At 66.2% G+C, this 20,332-nt stretch carries 18 protein-coding genes; 10 read left to right on the forward strand and 8 right to left on the reverse strand.

The window, feature by feature from the left end; translation table 11 throughout:
• The first annotated feature begins 26 nt into the window (after nt 1-26).
• The 3 genes from ACO2Q9_RS11230 to ACO2Q9_RS11240 all read left to right on the forward strand — a co-directional run bounded on the left by ACO2Q9_RS11230 (nt 27) and on the right by ACO2Q9_RS11240 (nt 2,804).
• Nucleotides 27-749 carry an HNH endonuclease gene (locus ACO2Q9_RS11230; RefSeq protein ID WP_423311301.1) on the forward strand — a complete coding sequence of 241 codons (723 nt, stop codon included), beginning with the start codon at nt 27-29 and terminating at the stop codon, nt 747-749.
• A 528-nt stretch (nt 750-1,277) separates the two neighbouring features.
• Nucleotides 1,278-1,808: a hypothetical protein gene (locus ACO2Q9_RS11235; RefSeq protein WP_423311303.1), complete on the forward strand. Its 531-nt coding sequence runs from the start codon at nt 1,278-1,280 to the stop codon at nt 1,806-1,808.
• Nucleotides 1,809-1,847: 39 nt separating this feature from the next.
• On the forward strand, nt 1,848-2,804 hold the full coding sequence (locus tag ACO2Q9_RS11240; protein WP_423311305.1) for a heme-dependent oxidative N-demethylase subunit alpha family protein: 957 nt from the start codon (nt 1,848-1,850) through the stop codon (nt 2,802-2,804).
• A gap of 11 nt (nt 2,805-2,815) precedes the next feature.
• Here the strand turns inward: ACO2Q9_RS11240 and ACO2Q9_RS11245 are convergent, their stop codons facing one another.
• A complete protein-coding gene (locus ACO2Q9_RS11245) occupies nt 2,816-4,723 on the reverse strand; it encodes an ATP-binding protein (protein WP_423311307.1) in 1,908 nt (635 codons plus the stop codon).
• 47 nt (nt 4,724-4,770) lie between these two features.
• On the opposite strand from ACO2Q9_RS11245, the gene ACO2Q9_RS11250 reads away from it, so the two are divergent.
• Complete coding sequence (locus ACO2Q9_RS11250) at nt 4,771-5,784, forward strand: PIG-L family deacetylase (protein ID WP_423311309.1); 1,014 nt, start codon at nt 4,771-4,773, stop codon at nt 5,782-5,784.
• A 4-nt stretch (nt 5,785-5,788) separates the two neighbouring features.
• Here ACO2Q9_RS11250 and ACO2Q9_RS11255 read toward each other — a convergent pair whose 3' ends face one another.
• Genes ACO2Q9_RS11255 through ACO2Q9_RS11265 form a run of 3 tightly spaced genes read right to left on the reverse strand, consistent with a single transcriptional unit; the run spans nt 5,789 to nt 7,757 of the window.
• Entirely contained in the window at nt 5,789-6,205 is a 417-nt protein-coding gene (locus tag ACO2Q9_RS11255) for a hypothetical protein (protein ID WP_423311311.1), read from the reverse strand.
• Nucleotides 6,187-6,795, reverse strand: coding sequence for a histidine phosphatase family protein (locus ACO2Q9_RS11260; protein WP_423311313.1), 609 nt, complete (start codon nt 6,793-6,795; stop codon nt 6,187-6,189). Before ACO2Q9_RS11260 ends, ACO2Q9_RS11255 begins: the two co-directional genes overlap by 19 nt.
• Complete coding sequence (locus ACO2Q9_RS11265; protein WP_423311315.1) at nt 6,792-7,757, reverse strand: ATP-grasp domain-containing protein; 966 nt, start codon at nt 7,755-7,757, stop codon at nt 6,792-6,794. Before ACO2Q9_RS11265 ends, ACO2Q9_RS11260 begins: the two co-directional genes overlap by 4 nt.
• A 178-nt stretch (nt 7,758-7,935) precedes the next feature.
• On the opposite strand from ACO2Q9_RS11265, the gene ACO2Q9_RS11270 reads away from it, so the two are divergent.
• The 4 genes from ACO2Q9_RS11270 (at nt 7,936) to ACO2Q9_RS11285 (ending at nt 12,002) form a co-directional block, all read left to right on the forward strand.
• Complete coding sequence (locus ACO2Q9_RS11270) at nt 7,936-9,423, forward strand: glycosyltransferase (RefSeq protein ID WP_423311317.1); 1,488 nt, start codon at nt 7,936-7,938, stop codon at nt 9,421-9,423.
• On the forward strand, nt 9,378-9,566 hold the full coding sequence (locus tag ACO2Q9_RS11275) for a hypothetical protein (RefSeq protein ID WP_423311319.1): 189 nt from the start codon (nt 9,378-9,380) through the stop codon (nt 9,564-9,566). Before ACO2Q9_RS11270 ends, ACO2Q9_RS11275 begins: the two co-directional genes overlap by 46 nt.
• Entirely contained in the window at nt 9,563-10,876 is a 1,314-nt protein-coding gene (locus ACO2Q9_RS11280; protein ID WP_423311321.1) for a tetratricopeptide repeat protein, read from the forward strand. The genes ACO2Q9_RS11275 and ACO2Q9_RS11280 overlap by 4 nt, the downstream gene beginning before the upstream one ends.
• Nucleotides 10,877-11,003: 127 nt before the next feature.
• On the forward strand, nt 11,004-12,002 hold the full coding sequence (locus ACO2Q9_RS11285; RefSeq protein ID WP_423311323.1) for a tripartite tricarboxylate transporter substrate-binding protein: 999 nt from the start codon (nt 11,004-11,006) through the stop codon (nt 12,000-12,002).
• A gap of 18 nt (nt 12,003-12,020) precedes the next feature.
• Here the strand turns inward: ACO2Q9_RS11285 and ACO2Q9_RS11290 are convergent, their stop codons facing one another.
• Genes ACO2Q9_RS11290 through ACO2Q9_RS11300 form a run of 3 tightly spaced genes read right to left on the reverse strand, consistent with a single transcriptional unit; the run spans nt 12,021 to nt 15,642 of the window.
• Nucleotides 12,021-13,190, reverse strand: coding sequence for a phospholipase A (locus tag ACO2Q9_RS11290; RefSeq protein ID WP_423311325.1), 1,170 nt, complete (start codon nt 13,188-13,190; stop codon nt 12,021-12,023).
• Nucleotides 13,130-13,564, reverse strand: coding sequence for a hypothetical protein (locus ACO2Q9_RS11295; RefSeq protein ID WP_423311327.1), 435 nt, complete (start codon nt 13,562-13,564; stop codon nt 13,130-13,132). The genes ACO2Q9_RS11290 and ACO2Q9_RS11295 overlap by 61 nt, the downstream gene beginning before the upstream one ends.
• Nucleotides 13,561-15,642: an ATP-dependent helicase gene (locus ACO2Q9_RS11300; protein ID WP_423311329.1), complete on the reverse strand. Its 2,082-nt coding sequence runs from the start codon at nt 15,640-15,642 to the stop codon at nt 13,561-13,563. Before ACO2Q9_RS11300 ends, ACO2Q9_RS11295 begins: the two co-directional genes overlap by 4 nt.
• Nucleotides 15,643-15,814: 172 nt before the next feature.
• Between ACO2Q9_RS11300 and ACO2Q9_RS11305 the strand changes: the two genes are divergently transcribed.
• Together ACO2Q9_RS11305 and ACO2Q9_RS11310 are read left to right on the forward strand one after the other, a co-directional pair.
• Nucleotides 15,815-16,816 carry a Bug family tripartite tricarboxylate transporter substrate binding protein gene (locus tag ACO2Q9_RS11305; protein ID WP_423311331.1) on the forward strand — a complete coding sequence of 334 codons (1,002 nt, stop codon included), beginning with the start codon at nt 15,815-15,817 and terminating at the stop codon, nt 16,814-16,816.
• A 32-nt stretch (nt 16,817-16,848) separates the two neighbouring features.
• Entirely contained in the window at nt 16,849-17,823 is a 975-nt protein-coding gene (locus ACO2Q9_RS11310) for an AEC family transporter (protein ID WP_423311333.1), read from the forward strand.
• A gap of 12 nt (nt 17,824-17,835) precedes the next feature.
• Here ACO2Q9_RS11310 and priA read toward each other — a convergent pair whose 3' ends face one another.
• Nucleotides 17,836-19,986 carry a replication restart helicase PriA gene (gene priA, locus ACO2Q9_RS11315; RefSeq protein WP_423311335.1) on the reverse strand — a complete coding sequence of 717 codons (2,151 nt, stop codon included), beginning with the start codon at nt 19,984-19,986 and terminating at the stop codon, nt 17,836-17,838.
• Nucleotides 19,987-20,332 lie beyond the last annotated feature (346 nt).

Genomic DNA, 20,332 nt, shown 5'->3' on the forward strand with positions numbered 1-20,332 from the left:
TCGTCCCCAAAAAATTGGGGAATGGAATGGCGAAAACGTTAGGTCATGGCAACCCGCCATGGACAAGGGACGAGACTATCCTTGCGCTGGATTTGCTTCAGCGACGAGGAATGAATGCACCGGGTCCAGAGGACCCTGATGTCCAAGAGCTTTCACAGTTGCTTCGGGCACTACCGATCTATGCTGAGAATCAGAAATTAGAAACCTTCAGAAATGCTGCGGGCGTGGCTTTCAAAATGAAGAACTTAAAGGCCGTAGATGGCGAAGGCGGGCTAAAGAACGTTTCGACAGTCGATCGCGAGGTGTGGCGTGACTTTGGGCAACGACCAGATCTCGTCAAGCAGTTGGTAGAGGCAATCAAATCCGGCGCTGAAGAGTTGAAAGATGAAGTGGCTGCAGAACCGGAAGACATCGAGTTTTGGGAGGGTCGCACCGTGACCGCCGTGCATTTGCGGCGGGAGCGCAAAGCAAGCCTGCGACACAAAGTCATCGCAAATCGACGCAAAGTTGGGCACTTGTGCTGCGAGGCATGTGGGCACGCGCCTTCGCTGCCCAACCTAGAGGATGCAGAGTTTGAATGTCATCACGTTCGGCCTTTGGCAACAACGGGCATCGTGGCGACCAAGCTTGCAGATGTGGCGTTGTTATGCGCGAACTGCCATCGGTTACTTCACCGCCTGATGGTTGCGGAGAAAAGGTGGGTCAGTGTCGAATCGTTGAAGCAAGTTCTCGAAAGGCGAGTCATCTGAACTAGCCTCACGCGCGGCAAGTGATCTTGTTGTTCGGCTCGTCCCTCCGATTCACAAAATCCAGCTGCACCTTCTCCACCTGCTCCCTTGCGCTACCGCTCCCTGCGCTACGTCGCGGCTTCGCATCTGGCCGACGCAAGGTGTGCGGCGTACAGCCAGAGTGCACCCATGACTGATCTGTGGTTTGCAGTACTGGTGTTTGTGCTGGCGGGGCTGGTGAAGGGGGTGGCGTCAGCGTCGTGGGGCGAGGCGGCGCCACCTTGTCCGTGCCCGTACGCAGGGAAGGCGTTGTCGGCGCGATGGTGGCGTGGTGACGGGCGGCATCACGGCCGTCACCGGCGATGTTCAAGCGGTGTTTCCTGCTGAGCCTGCTGGCGCTTGGAATCTACATGGTCTTTACAGGCTGAGGGACGACGACCCCATCGTTCCGCCTACCGTGACACCTCCTCTTCTCCTACATCGGCGCTGTGGATGGTCCCTGATGCTCTCTTGGCAGCCGGCGGCAATGGCGACCGCGGCGTTCGATGAATGGTTTCAGACATGCACGCATCAGGCCCCGTCCTCAGCTATGGCGACCGGCGTCGCTCCGCGACACTTCCAGAGGTCGATCCGATCGGCTGGACCGAGGAGCTTCTCGCTGTCGGTGGCATCGACGCTGCGCTCGCTTTCCTGAATACCCGCGTGGAGCATCGTTCCAGCGCCATCTACCGGCTTGCAGGAAGTAAGCTGCACCTGACGCATTACTTCGACGCGTCCGGCAATCGCCCGCTCGCCATCCTCGAACACATTCCGCTGGGCGACAGCTTCTGCCAGTTTGCCTTGCGTGACGGCAGCTTCTATGTCGAGGAGTCGAGGAACGACATCCGCATCTCACGCACGCCGCTTCCGCCGGTGATGTCATCCTTGATTGCCAGCTACGTGGGGTTCCCGATGCTGTCCGCCGACAGCAGCTTCATCGGCACGCTCTGTCATTTCGATATCGTCGCGCGCTCGATCACCAGCGCCGAAATGGATGTGCAACGGCGCGCCGCAGCGATTCTCTCCACCGCAATGGGGTGAGATGCGGCGCCACTGAGTCGCCAGCCCCACAATGCGCCGATGTCGTTCGATTTCGACGCCGCAGTCCAGGCCCCGTTCCGCATGCAGCCGGGTTTGCGGCGTGTGGCAGCCGGTGCCACGCACCTGACGCCGCTGGCCGTCGGTGCGCCGCATCAGCACGCCAAGCTCGCCGTGCTGGCGTCGCATGCCAACCAGGCCTTGTGTTGCGATGCGGGCTTCAACGCGTTGCCGGCCGTGCACGCGTTGTGCAGTCACGCGGCGGCCGAGCATCCGCATGCATGGCAATGGGACGGGCGCGTGGCACGGGCCGCGCTGCTGGACATGGCGGTCGAAGAAGGCCTTGCAGGCGATGAGGGGCATGTGCACGCCGGCCCTTCAGCGTCGCATGAACTCGTGGCCTGTCTTGAAGCTTTGCCTGCGGCGTGGCGTCTCGCCGGCTTGTTGAGCCTGGCGTTCGCGCAAGACTTCGCCGTGCTCGATGGCCGGAGCACGCGCATTCCCTGGCTGGCCGTGGCCTTGCCCTCGCACTGGGCGCCCGAAGAGAAAGTGGGGCGTCTTTTCACCGAGGTGCACGCGCCCGTTGCCGACAACGCCATGTTGTTGCGCGCCGCCGAAGGGCTGGCGCAACTGGTGACGGGCGACGAGCGCTGGGAGCGTTTCGTTTGGACCGTCAGCCCGCACGGAGCCCTCGACGCACACCCGCGCCGCTTGGCCGCGCGACGCTGGGAAGGCGTGGACGTGGCGCATGCCTGGTGGCGCACCGAGCGGCAGACCTTTATTCCGGTGCCGCAGATGCGTCAGGCGGTGTTCACCATCCACGTCGAGGTGTGCCCGCTGGCCGAAGCCATCGATACGCCGGCGCGCGCTACGCAGTTGCATGCAGCCATCGCGAGCATGAGCCCGCAGGTGCTGGATTATCGGGGGCTCACACCCGTGCGCGAGCCTTTGCTGGCGTGGCTGGCCACCTATGGCAACCCTGCCAGCCACTCGCCATAGGCGAACGCAACTTATGACGATGAATTTGGCCGCTCCGCTTCCTTCATGAACAGCGGCAAGGCGCGCTCCAGCAAAGCCCAGCGTTCCTGCCGCGCGGCGTATTCCAGGCTACCGGCCAGCGTGAGTGCGGTGTCCAGCCCCTGTGCCTGCAGCAGCGGCCTGAGTTCCAGCAGGCTGACGAGGATGCCGTCGCCGTCATGTGCGGCCACCGCTGTCTGCAGGCGTGCGAGCAGTCGAGCCGCAGGCGATGTCGGTGCTGCCGGTGCTGCTGAAGGCAGGGGCAGCGTGAACTTGCCGCTGGCGCTCATGTCCACATCGGCCAGCATTTCCTGCGGGCGCTCGCTGGTCGCAGCGGCGGTGCGCAACGCGTCGCGCATGGCCTGCGTGAGCATTTCGGCGGAGACGGGTTTGGACACGTAGGCGTCCATGCCGGCGGCGAGGCATTTTTCCCTGTCGCCCACCATCGCGTGCGCGGTGAGCGCAACGATGGGCAGGTGCGCGCCGGTGCGCTGCTCCATCTTGCGGATGTGCGCGGTCGCGTCGAAGCCACTGAGCTTGGGCATCTGCACGTCCATGAGCGCGAGGTCGTAGTGGCCCTGTCGCCACATCTGCAGCGCCTCCTCGCCGTCGTGCGCCACGTCCACGTCGCAGCCCATCTGGCCGAGCATGCGGCGCATCAGCAGTTCGTTGACGGCGTTGTCCTCGGCCAGCAATATCTTCAGCCCGGTGAGCGGCATGTCCTCGGCGGTCATGGGAACGGTGTGCGGACCGTCGTTGTCGTCCACCTGGCTCAGCACCACCGACACGCGGAACGCGCTGCCCTTGCCGGGCTCGCTCGCCACCGAGATGCCGCCGCCCATCAGCGCCACGAGCTTGGCGCAGATTGCAAGGCCGAGGCCGGTGCCACCGTACTGGCGCGTGGTGGATGCATCGGCCTGCGTGAAGGCTTCGAAGATGGCCGACTGCTTCTCTTTCGGAATGCCGATGCCGCTGTCGCGCACCTCCATCAGCAGGCGCAGTTTTTCGGTACCCACGTCGTCCTGGTCGGGCGACGGGCGCAGGGACACCGAGATGCCGCCGCGCTGCGTGAACTTCACCGCGTTCGCCATCAGGTTCGAGACGATCTGGCGCAGGCGGCCCGGATCGCCCACCAGCGTGCGGGGCAGTTCGTCGGCGATGTTCAGCTTGACCTGCAGGCCTTTCTTTTCGGCGGCCACGGCGTGCGGCGCGACAGCTTCCTGCGCCCAGCGCCGCACGTCGAAGCGTACGTTCTCGAACAGCAGTTTGCCGGCCTCGATCTTCGAGAAGTCGAGCACGTCGTTCAGCAGCATCAGCAGCGACACAGCCGAGCTGTCGATGAGGTGCAGGAAGTTCTTCTGCTCGTCGTTCATCGGCGACTGCAGCAGCAGCTTGTTGAGCCCGATGATCGCGTTGAGCGGCGTGCGCAATTCGTGCGACACATTGGCCAGCAGGTCGCCCTTGGCGCGGTTGCTGTCCTCGGCGGCCTGCCGCGCGGTGACCAGCGCTTCCTGCGCGCGGCGGCGTGTGGAGATGTCGGAGTTGGTGCCCACCATGCGCAGGGCCGTACCGTCGGCGTCGCGCTGCGTCACCACGCCCAGGCCCTCGGTCCACAGCCAGTCGCCCCGGCCGGAGCGGATGCGGAACTCGGCCATGTAGCGCGACTTGAAGCCCAGCAGCACCTCCTCCATGCGGATCTTCACGCCCTCGACATCATCGGGGTGGATGCGCGCGAGCAGTTCGTCCATGAGCCAGTCGCGCCCCGCGTCCTGCTCGCCGATCAGGTTCCGCCACTGAGGGCTCAGATACACGCGCTGTGTGGTGATGTCCCATTCCCACGGCGCCAGGCCTGCGGCTTCCACCGCGAAGCGCTGGAGTTCGTCGAGGTCGGGTCCATTCATGGAGACATCCTACATGGACCGTTCCCTTCGTCGTGTATCGTTGCCGCATGGCAACCGGCGAAGAATCTTCACAACTGCACGTCCTGTTGATCGAGGACAGCCCCGAATACGCGCTCATGATGCGGCGCTGGCTCGAAGAAGACAGAAAGATCGCCGTCACCCACGCGGCCGACGGCACCAGCGGGGCCACGCTGGCCCGCTCGCGTGTGTGGGATCTGGTGGTCACCGACGTCGAACTGCCGGGGCTCGACGGCCTCGAACTGCTCAGCGCCGTGAAGGCCGGCGATCCGTGGACGCCGGTGCTCGTGATCACAGCGCACAAGAGCGTCGAGTACGCGCAGAAGGCGCTGCAGAACCGCGCCGACGGCCTGCTCTTCAAACCCTTCCCGCGCAATGAATTCCTGACGACGGCCATGCAACTGGTCATCTCTGCGCTGGCCCGCCGCGCGCGCGAGCGCAAGCTGGTGCTGGCCATCGGCGCGCACCCGGACGACGTGGAGATCGGCTGCGGCGGCACGCTGGAAAAGCACCGCATGCAGGGCGACTCGATCATCATCCTCACGCTGAGCGAAGGCATGTCCGGCGGCGACCCGAAGACGCGCAACCAGGAAGCCCGCAACGCTGCCGAACTGCTGGGGGCGCAATTGCGCTGGGGCGGTCTGCTGGACACCGAGATTCCCGAGGGCGCGATGACCATCTCCGTCATCGAGGACGTGATCCGCCAGCTGCGGCCGACGCACGTTTACACGCACTCCCAGTACGACAGCCACCAGGACCATCGCAACGCACACCACGCCACCATCGTCGCGGCGCGGGACGTGCCCAACCTGTACTGCTACCAGTCACCGTCGAGCATGGTGGAGTTCCGGCCCCACCTGTTCATCGATATCAGCAACCACATCGATGCCAAGCTCGCCGCCATCGCCGCGTACCGCAGCCAGACGTCGCAGCGCGCCTACCTGAAGGAAGACCTGATCCGCGCCACGGCCCGCTACTGGGGCCGCTTCGCCGGCTATGTGCTGGCCGAGCCGATGGAAGTGGTGCGCCAGCGCGACTCTTGAGCCTTCAGCGCGATCCCTGGAAAGGGGTGCCGGGGTTCTGCGCCAGCCACGCCTGCGCTTGCGTGAGCAGCTTGTCCATGCACAGCGCGAGCGCGCCCAGCGACGGGGCCAGTTCTTCCAGCGTCTGTTTGCCGGCGCGCAATTGCTCGTGGGCCTTGCGTGCGTCGTTGGCCAGGCCTTCGCTCGCGATGATGGCCAGCGTGGGTGCGGCGCGGTGCAGGTACTTCTGCACGGCTGTTTCATCGCGCGATTGCAAAGCCTCCTGGAAGTTGCGCAGTTCGCCCGGCGCGTCCACCATGAAGGTGGCCAACAGCTCGGACAACAGCGCTGCGTCGCCGTCTAGGAATTCGAGCGCGCGGGGGACGTCCAGGCCGTCCAGGCGTTCCAGGTGCGGCGGATTGTTCATGTCGTCGGTCGCCATTCGATGATTTCGCCATTGGCCATGGGACGCGCGGTTTCGGCACTGCGGTACTCCACCATGCGCGCGGGGCTGGACTCGAAGTCGTGCGGTGCGCCCCACAGCAGCGCGCGGAAAAACTGGCCGTGGCCCACAACCACCACCAGCTCTTCCTTGGGATCTTCGCTGCGCTCGACCAGCCGCGTGCGGAATTCGCGCAGCCGCTGCATGAACTGCGCGAACGACTCGGCCCCGGGACCGTCCACATGCGCCGGGTCTGCACGCTGCCAGTATTCGGCGACCCAGGGCTTGCGCATCTCCACCGTGGTGTTGCGGCAGCGTTGCGGGCTGAGATAGGTGAATTCCTCGATGGGCCAGGTCTCCACCGGCACGGCCGGCCAGCGGCGGCGGATGGTTTCAGCGGTGTCGCGCGCCCGAAGGAAGGGTGAGACGATCAGCAGGCCCGGCGGCTCCTGCATACGCTGTGCGACCGCTTCGGCCTGCTCGCGCCCGCGCGGCGTGAGCTGCACGTCGGCGTGGTTCGTGGAGGGCAGGCCGGCATTGGCCGTGCTCTCGCCATGGCGTACCAGCCAGACCTTCATGTCCGGTTTCATGCCGCCAGGTCCCGCCATTCCTGCGGGTCCACGAATTTTTCGGTCAGGTAGCGCACGGACATCAGCTCACTGAACGGCATCATCGTGTCCGGCAACGGCTTGCCCTCGATCTCGTCCACCAGCAACTTCGGGATGTCGACGCCCGCCGCTGCGGTGAGCGGCAGCGTGCCGGGAAAGCGCGGGTTGATTTCAAGCAGCTTGAACACGCCGTCGGCGGCGCGGCGGAACTGCACGTTCGCCACACCGCGGATGCCCGCGCCCTGCGCCGCGCGCACCGCGACGTCGATCACGTCCGCCGCGTGCACCGTGCGCGCGGTGATGGCGATGCCCGAGTCCGTCTTCATGCGTTCGCGCGGCACGGCGGCGATGCAGCGGCCGTCGGCGCGCACGAACACGTCGACCGAATATTCCTCGCCCGGCATGTATTCCTGGATCAGCATCGAACCGTCGCGCGGGACGGCGTTCAACGCGTCGGCGTTTTCGATGAGCGTCAAGTCACGCGAGCCCGAACCGCCGCGCGGCTTGGCGAACCAGGGGAATGGTGCGGGCAGGGCAGGTGTCGCTTCGGTCAGCACCGCATACGCGGGCACCGGCACGACGGACTTCAGGTGTTCGAGGAGTGCAAGCTTGTCACGGCACAGGCGCAGCGTTTCCAGCGAAGCCTGCGGCAGGCGGATGCCGGCATCCTCGAATTCCGTGCGCGCCAGCGCCAGCGGCACCAGCTCTGCATCGACGGTGGAGATGAGTGCCTCGATGCCGCGTTCCCGGCACGCTTTCAACACGGCAGACGGGAACGATGCGTCGTCGCCGCGCGGCACTACCAGGCGCCGGTCGGCAGGAACGAGGTACAGGCCGGGTGCCCTGGCGTCCATGTCGGCCATATACAGCGTGTGGGCAGCGTCCAGGCTTTTCCAGACACTGATGGCGGCGGGGCCTCCCGCGCCGGTGAGCATGATTTTCATTTGTCGTTGATGGGCTCCGGGGCTTCTTCCAAGGCTTCTTCCGAAACTCTCGGCAGCATTGTGCTCGGCTCGCCTGTCGTTCGTGTAACGAATGCGTAAAGCCTGGATGAAGCAGAGCCGTTCCGGGTTCATGTGGTATATCCGAAGCCTCGCCCGAAGCCTCGCTTCCCACGCAGTCATGAGCCTGTCCGCCGAAATACTGGGAACTTTTTTCGTCACCCTCGTCATCACAGGCGCCATGCCCGTGGTGGGCTCGCTCATCCAGTTCCTGATGGTGGGCTGGCACAGCCGCAACGACCACTACGCCCGCTGCGCCAACTACATGCCCCGCGTGGCCATCGTCGTTCCGGCGTGGAACGAGGGCAACGTCATCGAGGCCAGCATCGACATGCTGATGCGCATGGACTATCCGCGCGAGTCGCTGCGCATCGTGGTGGTGGACGATGCCAGCACCGACAACACGCCCGATGTGGTGCAGGCCAAGGAGCGGCAGTTTCCCGGCAACGTGTTCCACCTGCGCCGCGAGCGCGGCGGCGAGGGCAAGGCCCACACCCTCAACCACGGCCTGCGCGCCGTGCTGGCAGACGACTGGGCGCAGGCCGTGATGATCATGGACGCCGACGTGCTGTTCGAGCGCCCGACGCTGCGCCGCATGGCGCGCCACCTCGCCGACCCCGAGGTCGGTGCGGTCACCGCGTACATCAAGGAGGGCAGCCATCCGGGCAACCTGGTGTCGCGGTTCATCGCGTTCGAATACATCACCGCGCAGGCCGCGTCGCGGCGCGCGCAGAACGTGCTGGGCGCGATGGCCTGCCTGGCGGGCGGCGCGCAACTGCACAGCCGCGCCAACCTCGAATCCATCGGCGGCGAGATCGACACCACCACGCTGGCCGAAGACACGTTGACCACCTTCCGCACGCAACTCGCGGGCAACCGTGTGGTGTTCGACGGCAACGCGGTGGTGTGGGCCGAGGAGCCGGCCAGCCTGGACGCCCTGTGGCGGCAGCGCCTGCGCTGGGCGCGCGGCAACCTGCAGCTCACGCGGATCTTCCGGCAACTGTGGTTCCGGCGGAAGCTGGGCACCGGGCTCGCGTCGCCGCTGTTCGGGCTCATCTGGTTCAGCATCATGCTGATGCCGGTGTACATGATCCTCGCCACGGTCGGGCTGATCGGCCTGTACCTGCTCAACCCCGCGTGGGCATGGACGGCGTTGTCCACCTTCTGGGGCATCAACGTGGCAACGCACTTCTTCGTGGCGTTCTTCTCGTTCGCCATCGACCCCGGTACTGCGCGCCGTGCGTGGTTCGAGGGGCTCACCTTCCCCGGGCTCGTCGCACTGGTGATCATGGCGCTCTCGTTCGTCCCCGAGACGAGGCTGCCGCCGGAGATGCTGAGCAGCGGCCCGCGCACCGAACTCGGCCGCACCGATTTCGTGATGCTCTTCGTCTATTCGTGGACCAGCCTCAGCATGTTCGCCGCATGGCTGCTGTACCGGCTGGACAAGGCCGGCATTCCCGGCTGGCTACGTGACGCATTGCTGCTGATCATCGGCTACGGCCCCGTGCTGTGCGCCATCACCCTCGCTTCTTATGTCGCGGAATTCCGCAAGACAGGACTGCAATGGCAGAAGACAGAAAAATCCGGAAAGGCCCGCATACTCAATTAAAGGAAATCCAGCAGGTCGAGTTCGAGATGATGCTGTCGCAGGACCGCAAAGCCGAGAAACGACTCGCCCGGATGGAGGTGCTCACGCTGGTCGCGGCGGTGGGCATCGTGGTGGTGTGCCATTTGATTGCGATGTACCTATGAAGAAAAGGAAGTCCACCCTCCTCGTTTCCGCCTTGCTGCTGGCGGCCGTCGCAGCGAATGCGCAACCGGCGCCGGAATGCCGGATCGGCGAAGCGCAACAGCTCATGGGTCAGCCGTCGCCGCCGCACGCGCGCATCACCGCCCTGCTGGCCGACTGCGCCCGCGCCACGCCGGACGACTGGCGCGTGTACTGGCTGCAAGGTGTGCACGCGCGTGACCGCCAGCAACTGGACGCAGCGCGCACCGCATTGCAGCGCGCGCGTGCACTCGCACCGGACGAAGCCTCGCCCGCGCTCGACCTGGCGGTCGTGCATGAGTGGGACGGCGAACCTGCCCGCGCGCGCGCGCTGTACGCACAGGTGCTGCGCGCTGATCCCGCTTCGCGCCCCGCGTTGCTCGGCAGCGCCCGCGTGGCCCGCGCCGAAGGCCGGCGGCAGGATGCGCGCGCCATCTACGAAGGCATGCTCGCGCGGGATGCGCGCGACGTCGATGCGATCAACGGCCTGGCCTGGGTGAACCTGGCCGGCCTGCGGCTGGACGACGCGCAACGCGGCTTCGACGCGGCGCTGGCCGCGCAACCCGGCAATGCCGAAGCGCAGCAGGGCCTGCTGCAACTGCAGCAGAGCTGGCGCTACCAGCTCGACCTGGGCGTGGGCACCTACAACCTGTCGGCGGGCAACGCCACGTCGGCCAACGCCGGCCTGCGCGTGAACCTGAGCGATACCGACCAGCTCGAGTTCGGCCTCGCGCGCAACAGTCGCGAGTTGCCATCGGTGCAACTGATCGACCCGACGCCGCTGCCTTCGTGGATGGCGCGCGTGGGTTACAAGTCGCAGCCCACCTACGGGCTGACCTGGTCGGTGGCCTATGAATACCGCGAACGCCGGTTCAATCCCGAAGAACATCGCGTCGAGCTGGCGCTCGGTTCACCCATCGCCAACGGCGTGCGCTGGTACGGCGGCGTGCGCCAGGGCTTCGGTGCCGACGCGTGGCACAACCGGCTCACCCATCTGGGCCTGGGGGTGGACATCGCCCGCTACTGGAGCGTGACCGGCACCCTGTATTCGGGTGATTCGCGACTGGGCGGCACGAGCAAGGCCTTGTCGCTGGATTTGTATCGCGACACCGGTGCACTGGGCATGCTGTTCAACGTCGGCGTGGGTTACAGCCCCGACCCGGACAACACCAGCATCCACGCGCGGCTGGTCTACCCCATCGCCACGCGCCAGGCCATCGTGTTCGCGGTGGAGCACAGGTCGCTGGGCAGCGAGACGGAAGCCTCGGTCGGCTGGCGCTATTTCTGGCGCTGATTCCCTGGTGAATGCGCCCGGCGCTCGATTAGCAATTGTCCGGCGTCAGTAGAGTGCTGTATCTTCCGTCGCATGCGCATGCTTTTTGCAACAGGCATGCCACGCGATCAAGAAAGGACGCTTCTCCATGAACTCTGTCAGATTCCTTGCTTCCCCGCTGCGCCGTGCGCTGGCGGTTTCCGTGCTGGCTGTCGGCGCACTGGGCACTGCCCCTGCTTTCGCCCAGGACACCACGCCCATCAAGATGCTGGTCGGCTTCCCCGCCGGTGGCAGCACCGACGCCATCGCCCGCAGCCTCGCGCTGGGCATGGAAAAGTCGCTAGGCCGTCCGGTGGTGGTGGAGAACCGGGCCGGTGCAGGTGGCCAGATCGCCGCACAGGTGCTCAAGGGCTCCAAGCCCGACGGCCTGACCATCTTCCTGACCAACAGCCACGCGATCACCATGATCCCGCACACGCTGAAGGCGCCCGGCTACGACGTGGCCAAGGACTTCGCCCCCGTGAGCCTGGTGGCGTTCAACCCCGACGTGTTCGCCGTGAGCACCACGGTTGCCGGCAACCCGGCCGACCTGAAGGAATTCGCGGCCTGGGCCCAGAAGAACGCGGGCAAGGGCAACGTCGGCGTGCCGGCACCTGCCAGCGCACCGGACTTCGTGGTCTCGGGCATCGCCAAGGCACTCGCTGCCGACCTGAAATCCGCACCGTACCGAGGTGACGGCCCGGTCGCGCAGGACCTGGTTGCGGGCCAGATCGCCGGTGGCGTGGGCTCGGTCGGCGTGATGCTGCCGCAAGTGGCCACGGGCAAGGTCAAGATCCTGGCGGTGAACGGCACGCAGCGCGTGTCGAGCATTCCCAACGTGCCGACCTACGCCGAACTCGGCCTGAAGGGCCTGGACGACCAGATCTTCACCTCGGTCATCGTGCCGGCCGGCACGCCCGCCGACATCATTGCGCGCTACAACGCGGCCATTGCGGCTGCCGTGGCAGCGCCCGAGATGAAGGAGCGCCTGAGCAGCCTGGGCATCACGCTCGTGAGCAGCACGCCCGAAGCGCTGGGCCAGCGCATCCAGGCCTCGTCGGCCGCTTCGCTGGCGATGATGAAGGCGGCGGGCTACACGCCGCAGTGAACGGAGAGGCCTGCGCGATCAGAAGTCCAGCAGGCTGAGCCCGACGCTCAGCACGTTGCGGCGGCGGTTGTAGTCCACCAGGCTGTCGCCGTAGCCGCTGAAGAACTGGGTATGGAAATGAAGGCCGCTCCTGCGGCCTTCCGTACTTCCGAGGGCGCGCAGCCACTCGAGGCGCACGGAGCCGTTGGAATCCTTGCCCAGCGAGGTGCGCAGCGTGGCCGACAGCGTGTTGTCCTTGTTGACGAACCAGTTGCCGTTGAGTTCGGCGCGGCCGATGTAGCTGCTGATGTCCGGGTTGTCGTCGTTGCCGCTGCTCTCGCTCATGCGGCGCCAGATGCGGGCGTTGACGTTCCACTTGTTGCCCGACTCGAGGCCCGCCATCAGGTACACGCGGTTCCAGCTGCGCGACAGCGGCAGCGTCTGCCCGTTGGACTGGTGCACGAGGCCGACGCCGCCGTAGCGCAAGCGCAGGCCGTTGCCGAACTGCAGGTCCAGCGGGTAGACGTAGACGATTTCCGGCTCGTGGTCGGTCGTGCGGAACGGGCGCGAGATCTCGCCGTTGAAGAACTGCCAGTACGACTGCTGCGTGTAGCCGAGCCACAGCGAGTCCTTGCGCGACGGGTCGCCGCCGGTCAGCAGGCCCTGGGCGATCTTGGTGCGCACGGAAAGCTGCAGGCGCAACTCGTTGGTTTGGTAGGGCGTGAAGGCGGCGGTGTGGCCGGGCGAGGGCGAGCTCGGCGCGGTGTTGACCGTGTCCGACGCGATCCACGACAGGCTGATGGGGCGGTAGCCGCGGAAGTTGAAGGTGCCGCAATCGCTGCCTTCCTCCAGTTCCCAGAAGCGCGAGAGCGCGGAGTACTGCGTGTCCTTGCAGCCTTCGGTGCTGGCGACTTCGATCACTCGCGTGGCAGGCAATTGCGCGTTGACCGGTTCGGCGGGCTGGGCGGGTGCGGCGGGCGTCGTCAATGCGGACGCGGCCGGAACGCCGGAAGCCTGCGTGCGCGCCCAGTTGTCGAAGCACGCCAGCCGCGCCGAGCCTTCGGGCACGGCGGCGCATTGCTGCCACGTTGCCGGTTGCGGCGTGGCGGACGTCTGCGCGAGCGCCGGAAAGCTGAACGCGAGCAGTGTCAGCCCGGCAGCTTGCGCAGCACGAACGGGTATTTGCGATCGGTGATTTCGTTGGTCCATGTTCCGCGTATTTCCTTGCCGCACGACTGCTCCACGAGTTCGCCCTGCCAACTGGCGCTGATGCGCGTCCCGTCGTCGGACTCTTCCAGCCCCACGACGCCCTGATCCAGGTCACCGGCGAGCAGCGACTTCACACCGCTGCGCGACACGCCACCGGTGAAGCCCGGATATTCCGGATGCGCCTCCAGCAGCACCAGCGCTCCCTGGTCCAGCCCCTCGAACTGCGCGCGCCACAGGCCGTACAGCTGCGGCAGCGCGATGGGCATTGTCGCCGTGCATGCAGGATGTGCGCCAGCCACCGGCGCGGCTTTTTCAATTGCTTGCGAACTTTGCACCAGCATCAGGGCCAGCGCGCAGAACAGGCGCAGCTTCATGCGCGCTCTCCGTCGGCCGCCTGCGCAGCCTGAGCCGCCGCCGACTCCTGCGCCTTGCGGGCGAACTCGGCGCGCAGCGCCTTGAGTTTCTCGCGCGGGTCTTCCTTCACGGTTGCCTTGTCCAGCGCCATCTCGCCGATGAAGCGGCTGGGCTGCGCAGCCACCATGTCGCGGCCCTTCTTCTTCCTGCGGGTCCAGCTCACGGCCAGCGTGCGCTGGGCGCGGGTGATGCCCACGTACATCAGGCGCCGCTCTTCCTGCAGCTTCAGCATCGTGCCTTCCAGGCCGTCGGGGCCGTCCTCGTCGAGCTTGAAGGGCAGCATGCCCTCCGTCACGCCGGCCAGCACCACGTGCGGCCACTCGAGGCCCTTGGAGGCGTGCAGCGTGGACAGCGTCACCACGTTCTGGTCCTTCTCGCGCTCGCTGATGGTGGACAGCAGCGAGATGGTCTGCGCCACTTCGAGCAGCGATTTCGTCTCGTTGGCGAGGATGACCCCCGCCGTGTCGTCGATCTGCCCGCCGCAACGCTGCGCCATCCAGTCGCAGAACTCCATCACGTTGGTCCAGCGCGAAGCGGCCAGGCGCTCGTTGTCTTCGCTGTCGTACAGGTGCTTCTCGTAGCCGATTTCCTTGAGCCAGTCGGTCAGGAACGCGCGCGCGTCCTCCGCGCCGAGCGTCTGGCGCGCACGGTATTCCAGGTCGTTCACATAGCGGCCGAACTCGTGCAGGCTGCCCACGGCGCGCGACGACAGCACGCTGGGCAGGCTGCTGGCGAACAGCGCCTCGAACAGGCTCAGCTTGTACTGGCTGGCGAACACGCCCAACTGCTGCAGCGTCTGGTGGCCGATGCCGCGCTTGGGCGTCGTCACCGCACGCAGGAATGCCGGGTCGTCGTCGTTGTTGATCCACAGCCGGAACCACGCGCACAGGTCGCGGATTTCCGCGCGGTCGAAGAAGCTCTGGCCGCCCGACACCTTGTACGGGATCTGCGCCTTTCGCAGCGCTTGCTCGAGCACGCGCGCCTGGTGGTTGGCGCGGTAGAGCACGGCGAAGTCCTTCCATTCCTTCCACTGCGAATTCGCGCGGCTGGACTGGATGCGCGCCACCACGCGCTCGGCCTCATGCTCCTCGTTGTCGGCGTCGACGATGCGCACGGGCTCGCCTTCGCCGAGTTCACTGAACAGCGTCTTGGGAAAGAGCTTGGGGTTGGGGCCGATCACGTTGTTGGCCGCGCGCAGGATGGCACCGGTGGAGCGGTAGTTCTGCTCGAGCTTGATGACCTTCAGCTGCGGGTAGTCCTGCGGCAGCTTGCGCAGGTTGTCCAGCGTCGCGCCGCGCCAGCCGTAGATGGACTGATCATCGTCGCCCACGGCAGTGAAGCGCCCCCGCTCACCCACCAGCAGCTTGAGCAGTTCGTATTGCGTGGCGTTGGTGTCCTGGTATTCGTCGACCAACACATGGCCGAGCTGCGCCTGCCACTTCCCGCGCACTTCGGGGAAGTCGCGCAGCAGCTTGAGCGGCAGGCCGATCAGGTCGTCGAAGTCCACGCTCTGGAAGGCGGTGAGCCGTTCTTCATAGCGCGCCATGATGCGCGCGGTGACGCGCTCGTTGTCGTCCTTCGCCTGGGCTTCGGCCTGCGCGGCGTTCAGACCCATGTTCTTCCACAGGCTGATGGTCCACTGCCAGGTGCGCGCCGTGGCGGCATCCGTGGTGCCGCCCGCGTCCTTGAGGATGCTCGTGACGTCGTCGCTGTCCAGGATGCTGAACTGCGGCTTGAGACCGAGTACCTCGCCGTCCTGCCGCATCATGCGCACGCCCAATGCGTGGAAGGTGCAGATCAGCACCTCCTTCGCCTGCTTGCCCACGAGGTCCTTCGCGCGCTCGCGCATTTCGGCGGCGGCCTTGTTGGTGAAGGTGATGGCCGCGATGCGCGCCGGCGCGACGCCCGACTGGATGAGCCGCGCGATCTTGTGCGTGATCACGCGCGTCTTGCCCGAGCCCGCGCCCGCCAGGACCAGGCAGGGACCGTGCATGAAATTGACGGCTTCCTGCTGGGCGAGATTCAGACCTGACGACATGAAGGGACTGCGGGGAAAACGGAGGGCGGGTGGAGGAAAAAGAAGCGGCCTGCCGGAGAAGACAGACCGCGCGTCGAATCATAACGGCGCGGCATTTCACGATGCAGTGGTGGCACGGAGCTTGCAGAAAACATGTACGAATAAATGCACAACCATGTACAGGAAAACGAACATGAGCAAGCCCGTGAATGACCTCGTCGCCACGAAGCGCCGGCTGCTGCAAGCCGCCGCGCTGTCACCCGCAGTTCTCGCGCTGCCGTCGATGGCGCAGGCAGCGTACCCCGCAAAGCCGGTGAAGCTCATGATCCCCTTTCCTGCCGGCGGGGCGACCGATTACGCCGCGCGCGCCATCGGCACTGCGCTCGCGGAAAAATGGAAGCAGCCCGTGGTGTTCGAGAACCGCGCGGGCGCGGGCTCGACCATCGGCACCGAAGCCGGTGTGAAGAGCGCGCCCGATGGCTACACGCTGGTGATGGGCATCCCCGCCGGCATCACCATCGCGCCGCACATCTATCCGAAGCTCGGCTACAACCCGATCACCGACCTCGTGCCCATTGCCGGCTTCGCGACCTCGCCGCTGGTCGTCGTGGTGCCGGTGGATTCGCCGTACAAGACGATGAAGGACCTCGTGGCCGCAGCGCGCGCCGAGCCCGGCAAGCTGAGCTATGCATCCAACGGTGCGGGCTCGCTGCCGCACCTCACGGCCGAATGGTTCTTCAGCGAAGCGAAGCTCAAGGTGACGCACGTACCCTACAAGGGCAGCGCGCAGGCCTTGCCCGATCTCGTCGCGGGCCGCACGACGATGATGTTCGACATCATCGTCTCCGCCTTGCCGCTGGTCGAAGGCGGACGCCTGCGCGTGCTCGCGGTGACGGGCGCACAACCCACCACGCGGCTGCCCGGCGTCGCCACCGTTGCATCGGGCGGCTACCCCGGCTTCGCGGCGGACCAGTGGTACGGCCTGTTCGCACCGGTGGGCACGCCACCCGCCATCGTGCGCAAGATCGAGGAAGACGTGAAGTCGGTCACCGAAGCCACGCTGATGCGCGGCCAGATGTGGCAGCGCGGCGCGGAGATCCAGTACGCGCCCGCGAAAGATCTCGCCACCATGGTGAAGAAGGACTCCGACCGCTGGGCCGTCATCGCGAAGTCGACGGGCGCGCGGGCGGAATGAACCGGGGAGGGGAATGAGACAATCCCGGCGCTGTGCTGCAGATTTTCTCCGTCACCTTTCCCTTTTTCGCCCTTGTGCTTTGCGGTTATCTCGCCGCGACGCGGCGCATGCTGCCGCTCGAGGCAATCCCAGGTCTCAATGGCTTCGTGCTGTTCTTCGCGCTGCCGTGCATGCTGTTCCGTTTCGGCGCGGCCACGCCGATCGCGCAACTGCTGGACGGCACGCTGGTGGTGCTCTACCTTTTGTGCGCGCTGGCCATCGTCGGCCTCACCATCGCGCTCACGCTGAACGAGCGCATCCGCTGGAACGACGCATCGTTCGGCGCGCTGGTGGCGGCGTTTCCCAACACCGGCTTCATGGGCGTGCCCCTGCTGGTCGCGCTGCTGGGCGCGCAGGCAGCGGGCCCGACCATCCTCACCATCCTGCTGGACATGGTGGTGACCACCTCGCTGTGCATCGCGCTGTCGCGGCTGGACGCGGCTGACCAGCATGGCATGGCGATCGCCGCGCGCAAGGCCCTGGCCGGCATGCTGGTGAACCCGCTGCCGTGGTCCATCCTGCTGGGTGCGGCCGCATCGGCCGCCAGCCTGAAGCTGCCCGGCCCGGTGGACAAGACGATTGCGCTGCTGGCCGAGGCCGCGTCGCCGGTGGCGCTGTTCACCATCGGCGCGGTGATCGCGCGTTCGCAGAAGCTGGCGGCCGACAAGCGCGCGTCAGGGCAGGGTACGCCGGATTCGCGCGACTACATCCTCGTCGCGCTGATCAAGCTGCTCGTGCATCCATTGCTGGTGCTGGCCGTGGCCAGCGGTGCGCGCTACCTCGGCGTGCCGATCGAGCCGTTCACCATCACCGTGATGGTGCTGGTGGCTGCGCTACCGAGCGCGAGCAACGTCTCGATGCTGGCCGAGCGCTATGGCGCAGACAACGGCCGTGTGGCGCGCATCATCCTCGTCTCGACGGTGGTGGCATTCTTCACGTTCTCGGGGGCGGTCGCGCTGATGCGCTGATGCGCAGCGCCACTAGATCGCCAGCGGATCCACATCCACTGCCCAGCGGATCACGCTGCGGTCGCGGCGCGCATGCAGCAGCGGCTGCCACTCGGACAGGAAGCGCTGCAGCGCGGCGCGCGAGCCGCTTTCCACCAGCATCTGCGCGCGCTCGATGTTGGCCACCCGCTGGATCGCCATCGGCACGGCCGGAAAGCGCGTGACCATGTCGCTGCCGCCGATTTCCTGCGCCTGCGCGTCTGCGCTCGCGGCATTCAGGAAAGCCTGCGCGGCTTCCTGCGTGCGGGCTTCGGCGCGCACCAGCGCCTGGAAGGCGAAAGGCGGCATGGCAGCGGCCTCGCGCTCCGCGAGCTGCTGTTCTGCGAATGCCGGGTAATCGTGCTTCTTCAATGCCGCGAACAGCGGATGCTGCGGATGGAAGGTCTGGACCCACATCTCGCTGGCGGAACCTTGTGCAGCCAGGTAGGCGGCGTCGCGGCCGGCCCGGCCGGTGGCCTGCAGCAGCAGCGCGAACAGACGCTCGGGCGCGCGGAAGTCGCTGGAGAACAGCGCGCTGTCGGGGCTCACCGCCGCGACGAGCGTGACGCGGCGGAAGTCATGACCCTTGGCGATCATCTGCGTGCCGACGAGCACGTCCACTTCTCCCGAATGCACCTGCGCGAGCTGCGCTTCGAGCTCGCCTTTCAGGCGCGTCGTGTCGGCATCGATGCGCGCAATGCGCACGGGGCCGCCATCGGGCCTGCGCAAATCCTGCAGCAGCGCGGCGAGTTGCTCCTCGATCTGTTCGGTGCCGCGGCCCAGCGGCGTGATGTCCACGTTGCCGCACGACGGGCACGCGCGCGGCACGCGTTCGGTGAAGCCGCAGTGGTGGCAGCGCAGCGTGCGGTCGATCTTGTGGAACACGCGGTAGGCGCTGCAGTAGGGGCATTCGCTCTTCCAGCCGCAGTCGGCGCAGTGCAGCACGGGCGCATAGCCGCGCCGGTTGAGCAGCACGAGCGATTGCTCACCACGCTGCACGCGTGCGGCCATGGCCTGCAGCAGCGGCGGCGAGAACACGGTCTTCTTCGGCTGATGGTTCATGTCCACCAGCAACACGCGCGTGGGCGCTTCGCCTTGCGCGCCCACACGCGTGGGCATCGTCAGGCGCGCATAGCGCGGCGCGCGCGCATGGCCGTCATCGCTGCCTTCCGCGCCGGGCGCATGGATGGTGGCATCGCGGCTGTGGTGCCAGCTCTCGAGTGACGGCGTGGCCGAGCCCAGCAGCACCTTCGCACCTTCCTGCCGGGCGCGCCAAACGGCGAGGTCGCGGGCCGAGTAGCGCGCGCCTTCCTGTTGCTTGTAGCTCGGGTCGTGTTCCTCGTCGACCACGATGAGCTTGAGCGCAGGCATGGACGCGAACACCGCCATGCGTGTGCCGAGCACGATGCGTGCGTTGCCCGCGTGCGCGGCCAGCCAGCCGCGCAGCCGCTGCGGCGGCGTCATGCTGCTGTGCATGGAGACCACGCTCGCTTCGCCGTAGCGGGGCACGAAGCGCTCACGGAAGCGCGCTTCCAGCTGCGGCGTGAGGTTGATCTCGGGCACCATCACCAGCGCCTGGGCGTCCGGGTCGCGCGCGAGCATGCGCTCCACGGCTTGCAGATAGACCTCGGTCTTGCCGCTGCCGGTGGCGCCGAACAGCAGGAACGGCCCGGATTCGGATTCGAATCGCCGCAGCGCTTCGGCCTGCTCGGGCGTGAGCAGGGGTGCGGCGCGGGACGGCGGCGACGCGTCTTCTTCGTCTGCAGTGCCCGGCTTTGCGCGGCGCAGGCGGCGTGCGAGCTGCGTGGCGTCGAGCTCGCGCAGTTGCGGCGGCAACGCCGCGAGTGCCACTTCGCCGATGGAACGCTGGTAGTAGCGTGCGCTGAACGACACGAGCTCGCGCCATGTTTCGTTCAGGGGCGCGATCGCGTCGAACACGCTCGTCACCGGACGGGTTTCGAGCTCCAGCCGCCCGTCCGCCGCTTCCTCCGGCACCGCCCACACCACGCCCAGCGTCTCGCGCTTGCCCAGCGGTACGCGTACCAAGGTGCCGGGCGCGAGTGGCAACTCACTCCTGTAAGTAAGCAGCCCCGAAAGCGCGCTGTGCGCGGGCGTTTGCACCGCAATGGACAGCCAGCAGGTCATGCACCTTCCATGTTGAGAGTTCTTCTTAAAGAAGCTTGGCGAAAAGCCGTTTAAGTCGTTGATTTGAAAGTGCTTTGCAGGCCATTCAAACAATCTGTGGATAACTTTGTTGATATGTTGCAGGCACGCGCGCCAAAGCCTTGAAAATCAAGGCTTTCACTGGATTGCCTTCAAAAAGAGCAGCCTTTTAAATCCATATGAATCAATGACTTAGGTTCGCTATTCGTTTTGTAGCAACAGTGCGCCAGCCATCGGATTTTTTGCGCGCCGCAACACAACTTTTGTGCATAAGTCAAGCGCGCCCAAGTGGCCGCATGCAAGTTTTTCCGCTTGACAGGCGCGTCGC

The sequence above is a fragment of the Variovorax sp. VNK109 genome (genome assembly GCF_049445855.1).
In the GTDB taxonomy this organism is placed as follows: Bacteria; Pseudomonadota; Gammaproteobacteria; order Burkholderiales; family Burkholderiaceae_C; genus JAGOCV01.

What these genes read in the sequence shown, in the direction of transcription:
- ACO2Q9_RS11295 (WP_423311327.1), bottom strand. Translation starts at nt 13,564, where the DNA reads ATGAAGCTGCGCCTGTTCTGCGCGCTGGCCCTGATGCTGGTGCAAAGT.
- priA (WP_423311335.1), bottom strand. Translation starts at nt 19,986, where the DNA reads ATGACCTGCTGGCTGTCCATTGCGGTGCAAACGCCCGCGCACAGCGCG.
- ACO2Q9_RS11250 (WP_423311309.1), top strand. Translation starts at nt 4,771, where the DNA reads ATGGCAACCGGCGAAGAATCTTCACAACTGCACGTCCTGTTGATCGAG.
- ACO2Q9_RS11300 (WP_423311329.1), bottom strand. Translation starts at nt 15,642, where the DNA reads ATGTCGTCAGGTCTGAATCTCGCCCAGCAGGAAGCCGTCAATTTCATG.
- ACO2Q9_RS11285 (WP_423311323.1), top strand. Translation starts at nt 11,004, where the DNA reads ATGAACTCTGTCAGATTCCTTGCTTCCCCGCTGCGCCGTGCGCTGGCG.
- ACO2Q9_RS11260 (WP_423311313.1), bottom strand. Translation starts at nt 6,795, where the DNA reads ATGAAACCGGACATGAAGGTCTGGCTGGTACGCCATGGCGAGAGCACG.
- ACO2Q9_RS11245 (WP_423311307.1), bottom strand. Translation starts at nt 4,723, where the DNA reads ATGAATGGACCCGACCTCGACGAACTCCAGCGCTTCGCGGTGGAAGCC.
- ACO2Q9_RS11240 (WP_423311305.1), top strand. Translation starts at nt 1,848, where the DNA reads ATGTCGTTCGATTTCGACGCCGCAGTCCAGGCCCCGTTCCGCATGCAG.
- ACO2Q9_RS11280 (WP_423311321.1), top strand. Translation starts at nt 9,563, where the DNA reads ATGAAGAAAAGGAAGTCCACCCTCCTCGTTTCCGCCTTGCTGCTGGCG.
- ACO2Q9_RS11230 (WP_423311301.1), top strand. Translation starts at nt 27, where the DNA reads ATGGCGAAAACGTTAGGTCATGGCAACCCGCCATGGACAAGGGACGAG.
- ACO2Q9_RS11305 (WP_423311331.1), top strand. Translation starts at nt 15,815, where the DNA reads ATGAGCAAGCCCGTGAATGACCTCGTCGCCACGAAGCGCCGGCTGCTG.
- ACO2Q9_RS11270 (WP_423311317.1), top strand. Translation starts at nt 7,936, where the DNA reads ATGAGCCTGTCCGCCGAAATACTGGGAACTTTTTTCGTCACCCTCGTC.
- ACO2Q9_RS11235 (WP_423311303.1), top strand. Translation starts at nt 1,278, where the DNA reads ATGGTTTCAGACATGCACGCATCAGGCCCCGTCCTCAGCTATGGCGAC.
- ACO2Q9_RS11290 (WP_423311325.1), bottom strand. Translation starts at nt 13,190, where the DNA reads ATGGACCAACGAAATCACCGATCGCAAATACCCGTTCGTGCTGCGCAA.
- ACO2Q9_RS11265 (WP_423311315.1), bottom strand. Translation starts at nt 7,757, where the DNA reads ATGAAAATCATGCTCACCGGCGCGGGAGGCCCCGCCGCCATCAGTGTC.
- ACO2Q9_RS11255 (WP_423311311.1), bottom strand. Translation starts at nt 6,205, where the DNA reads ATGGCGACCGACGACATGAACAATCCGCCGCACCTGGAACGCCTGGAC.
- ACO2Q9_RS11275 (WP_423311319.1), top strand. Translation starts at nt 9,378, where the DNA reads ATGGCAGAAGACAGAAAAATCCGGAAAGGCCCGCATACTCAATTAAAG.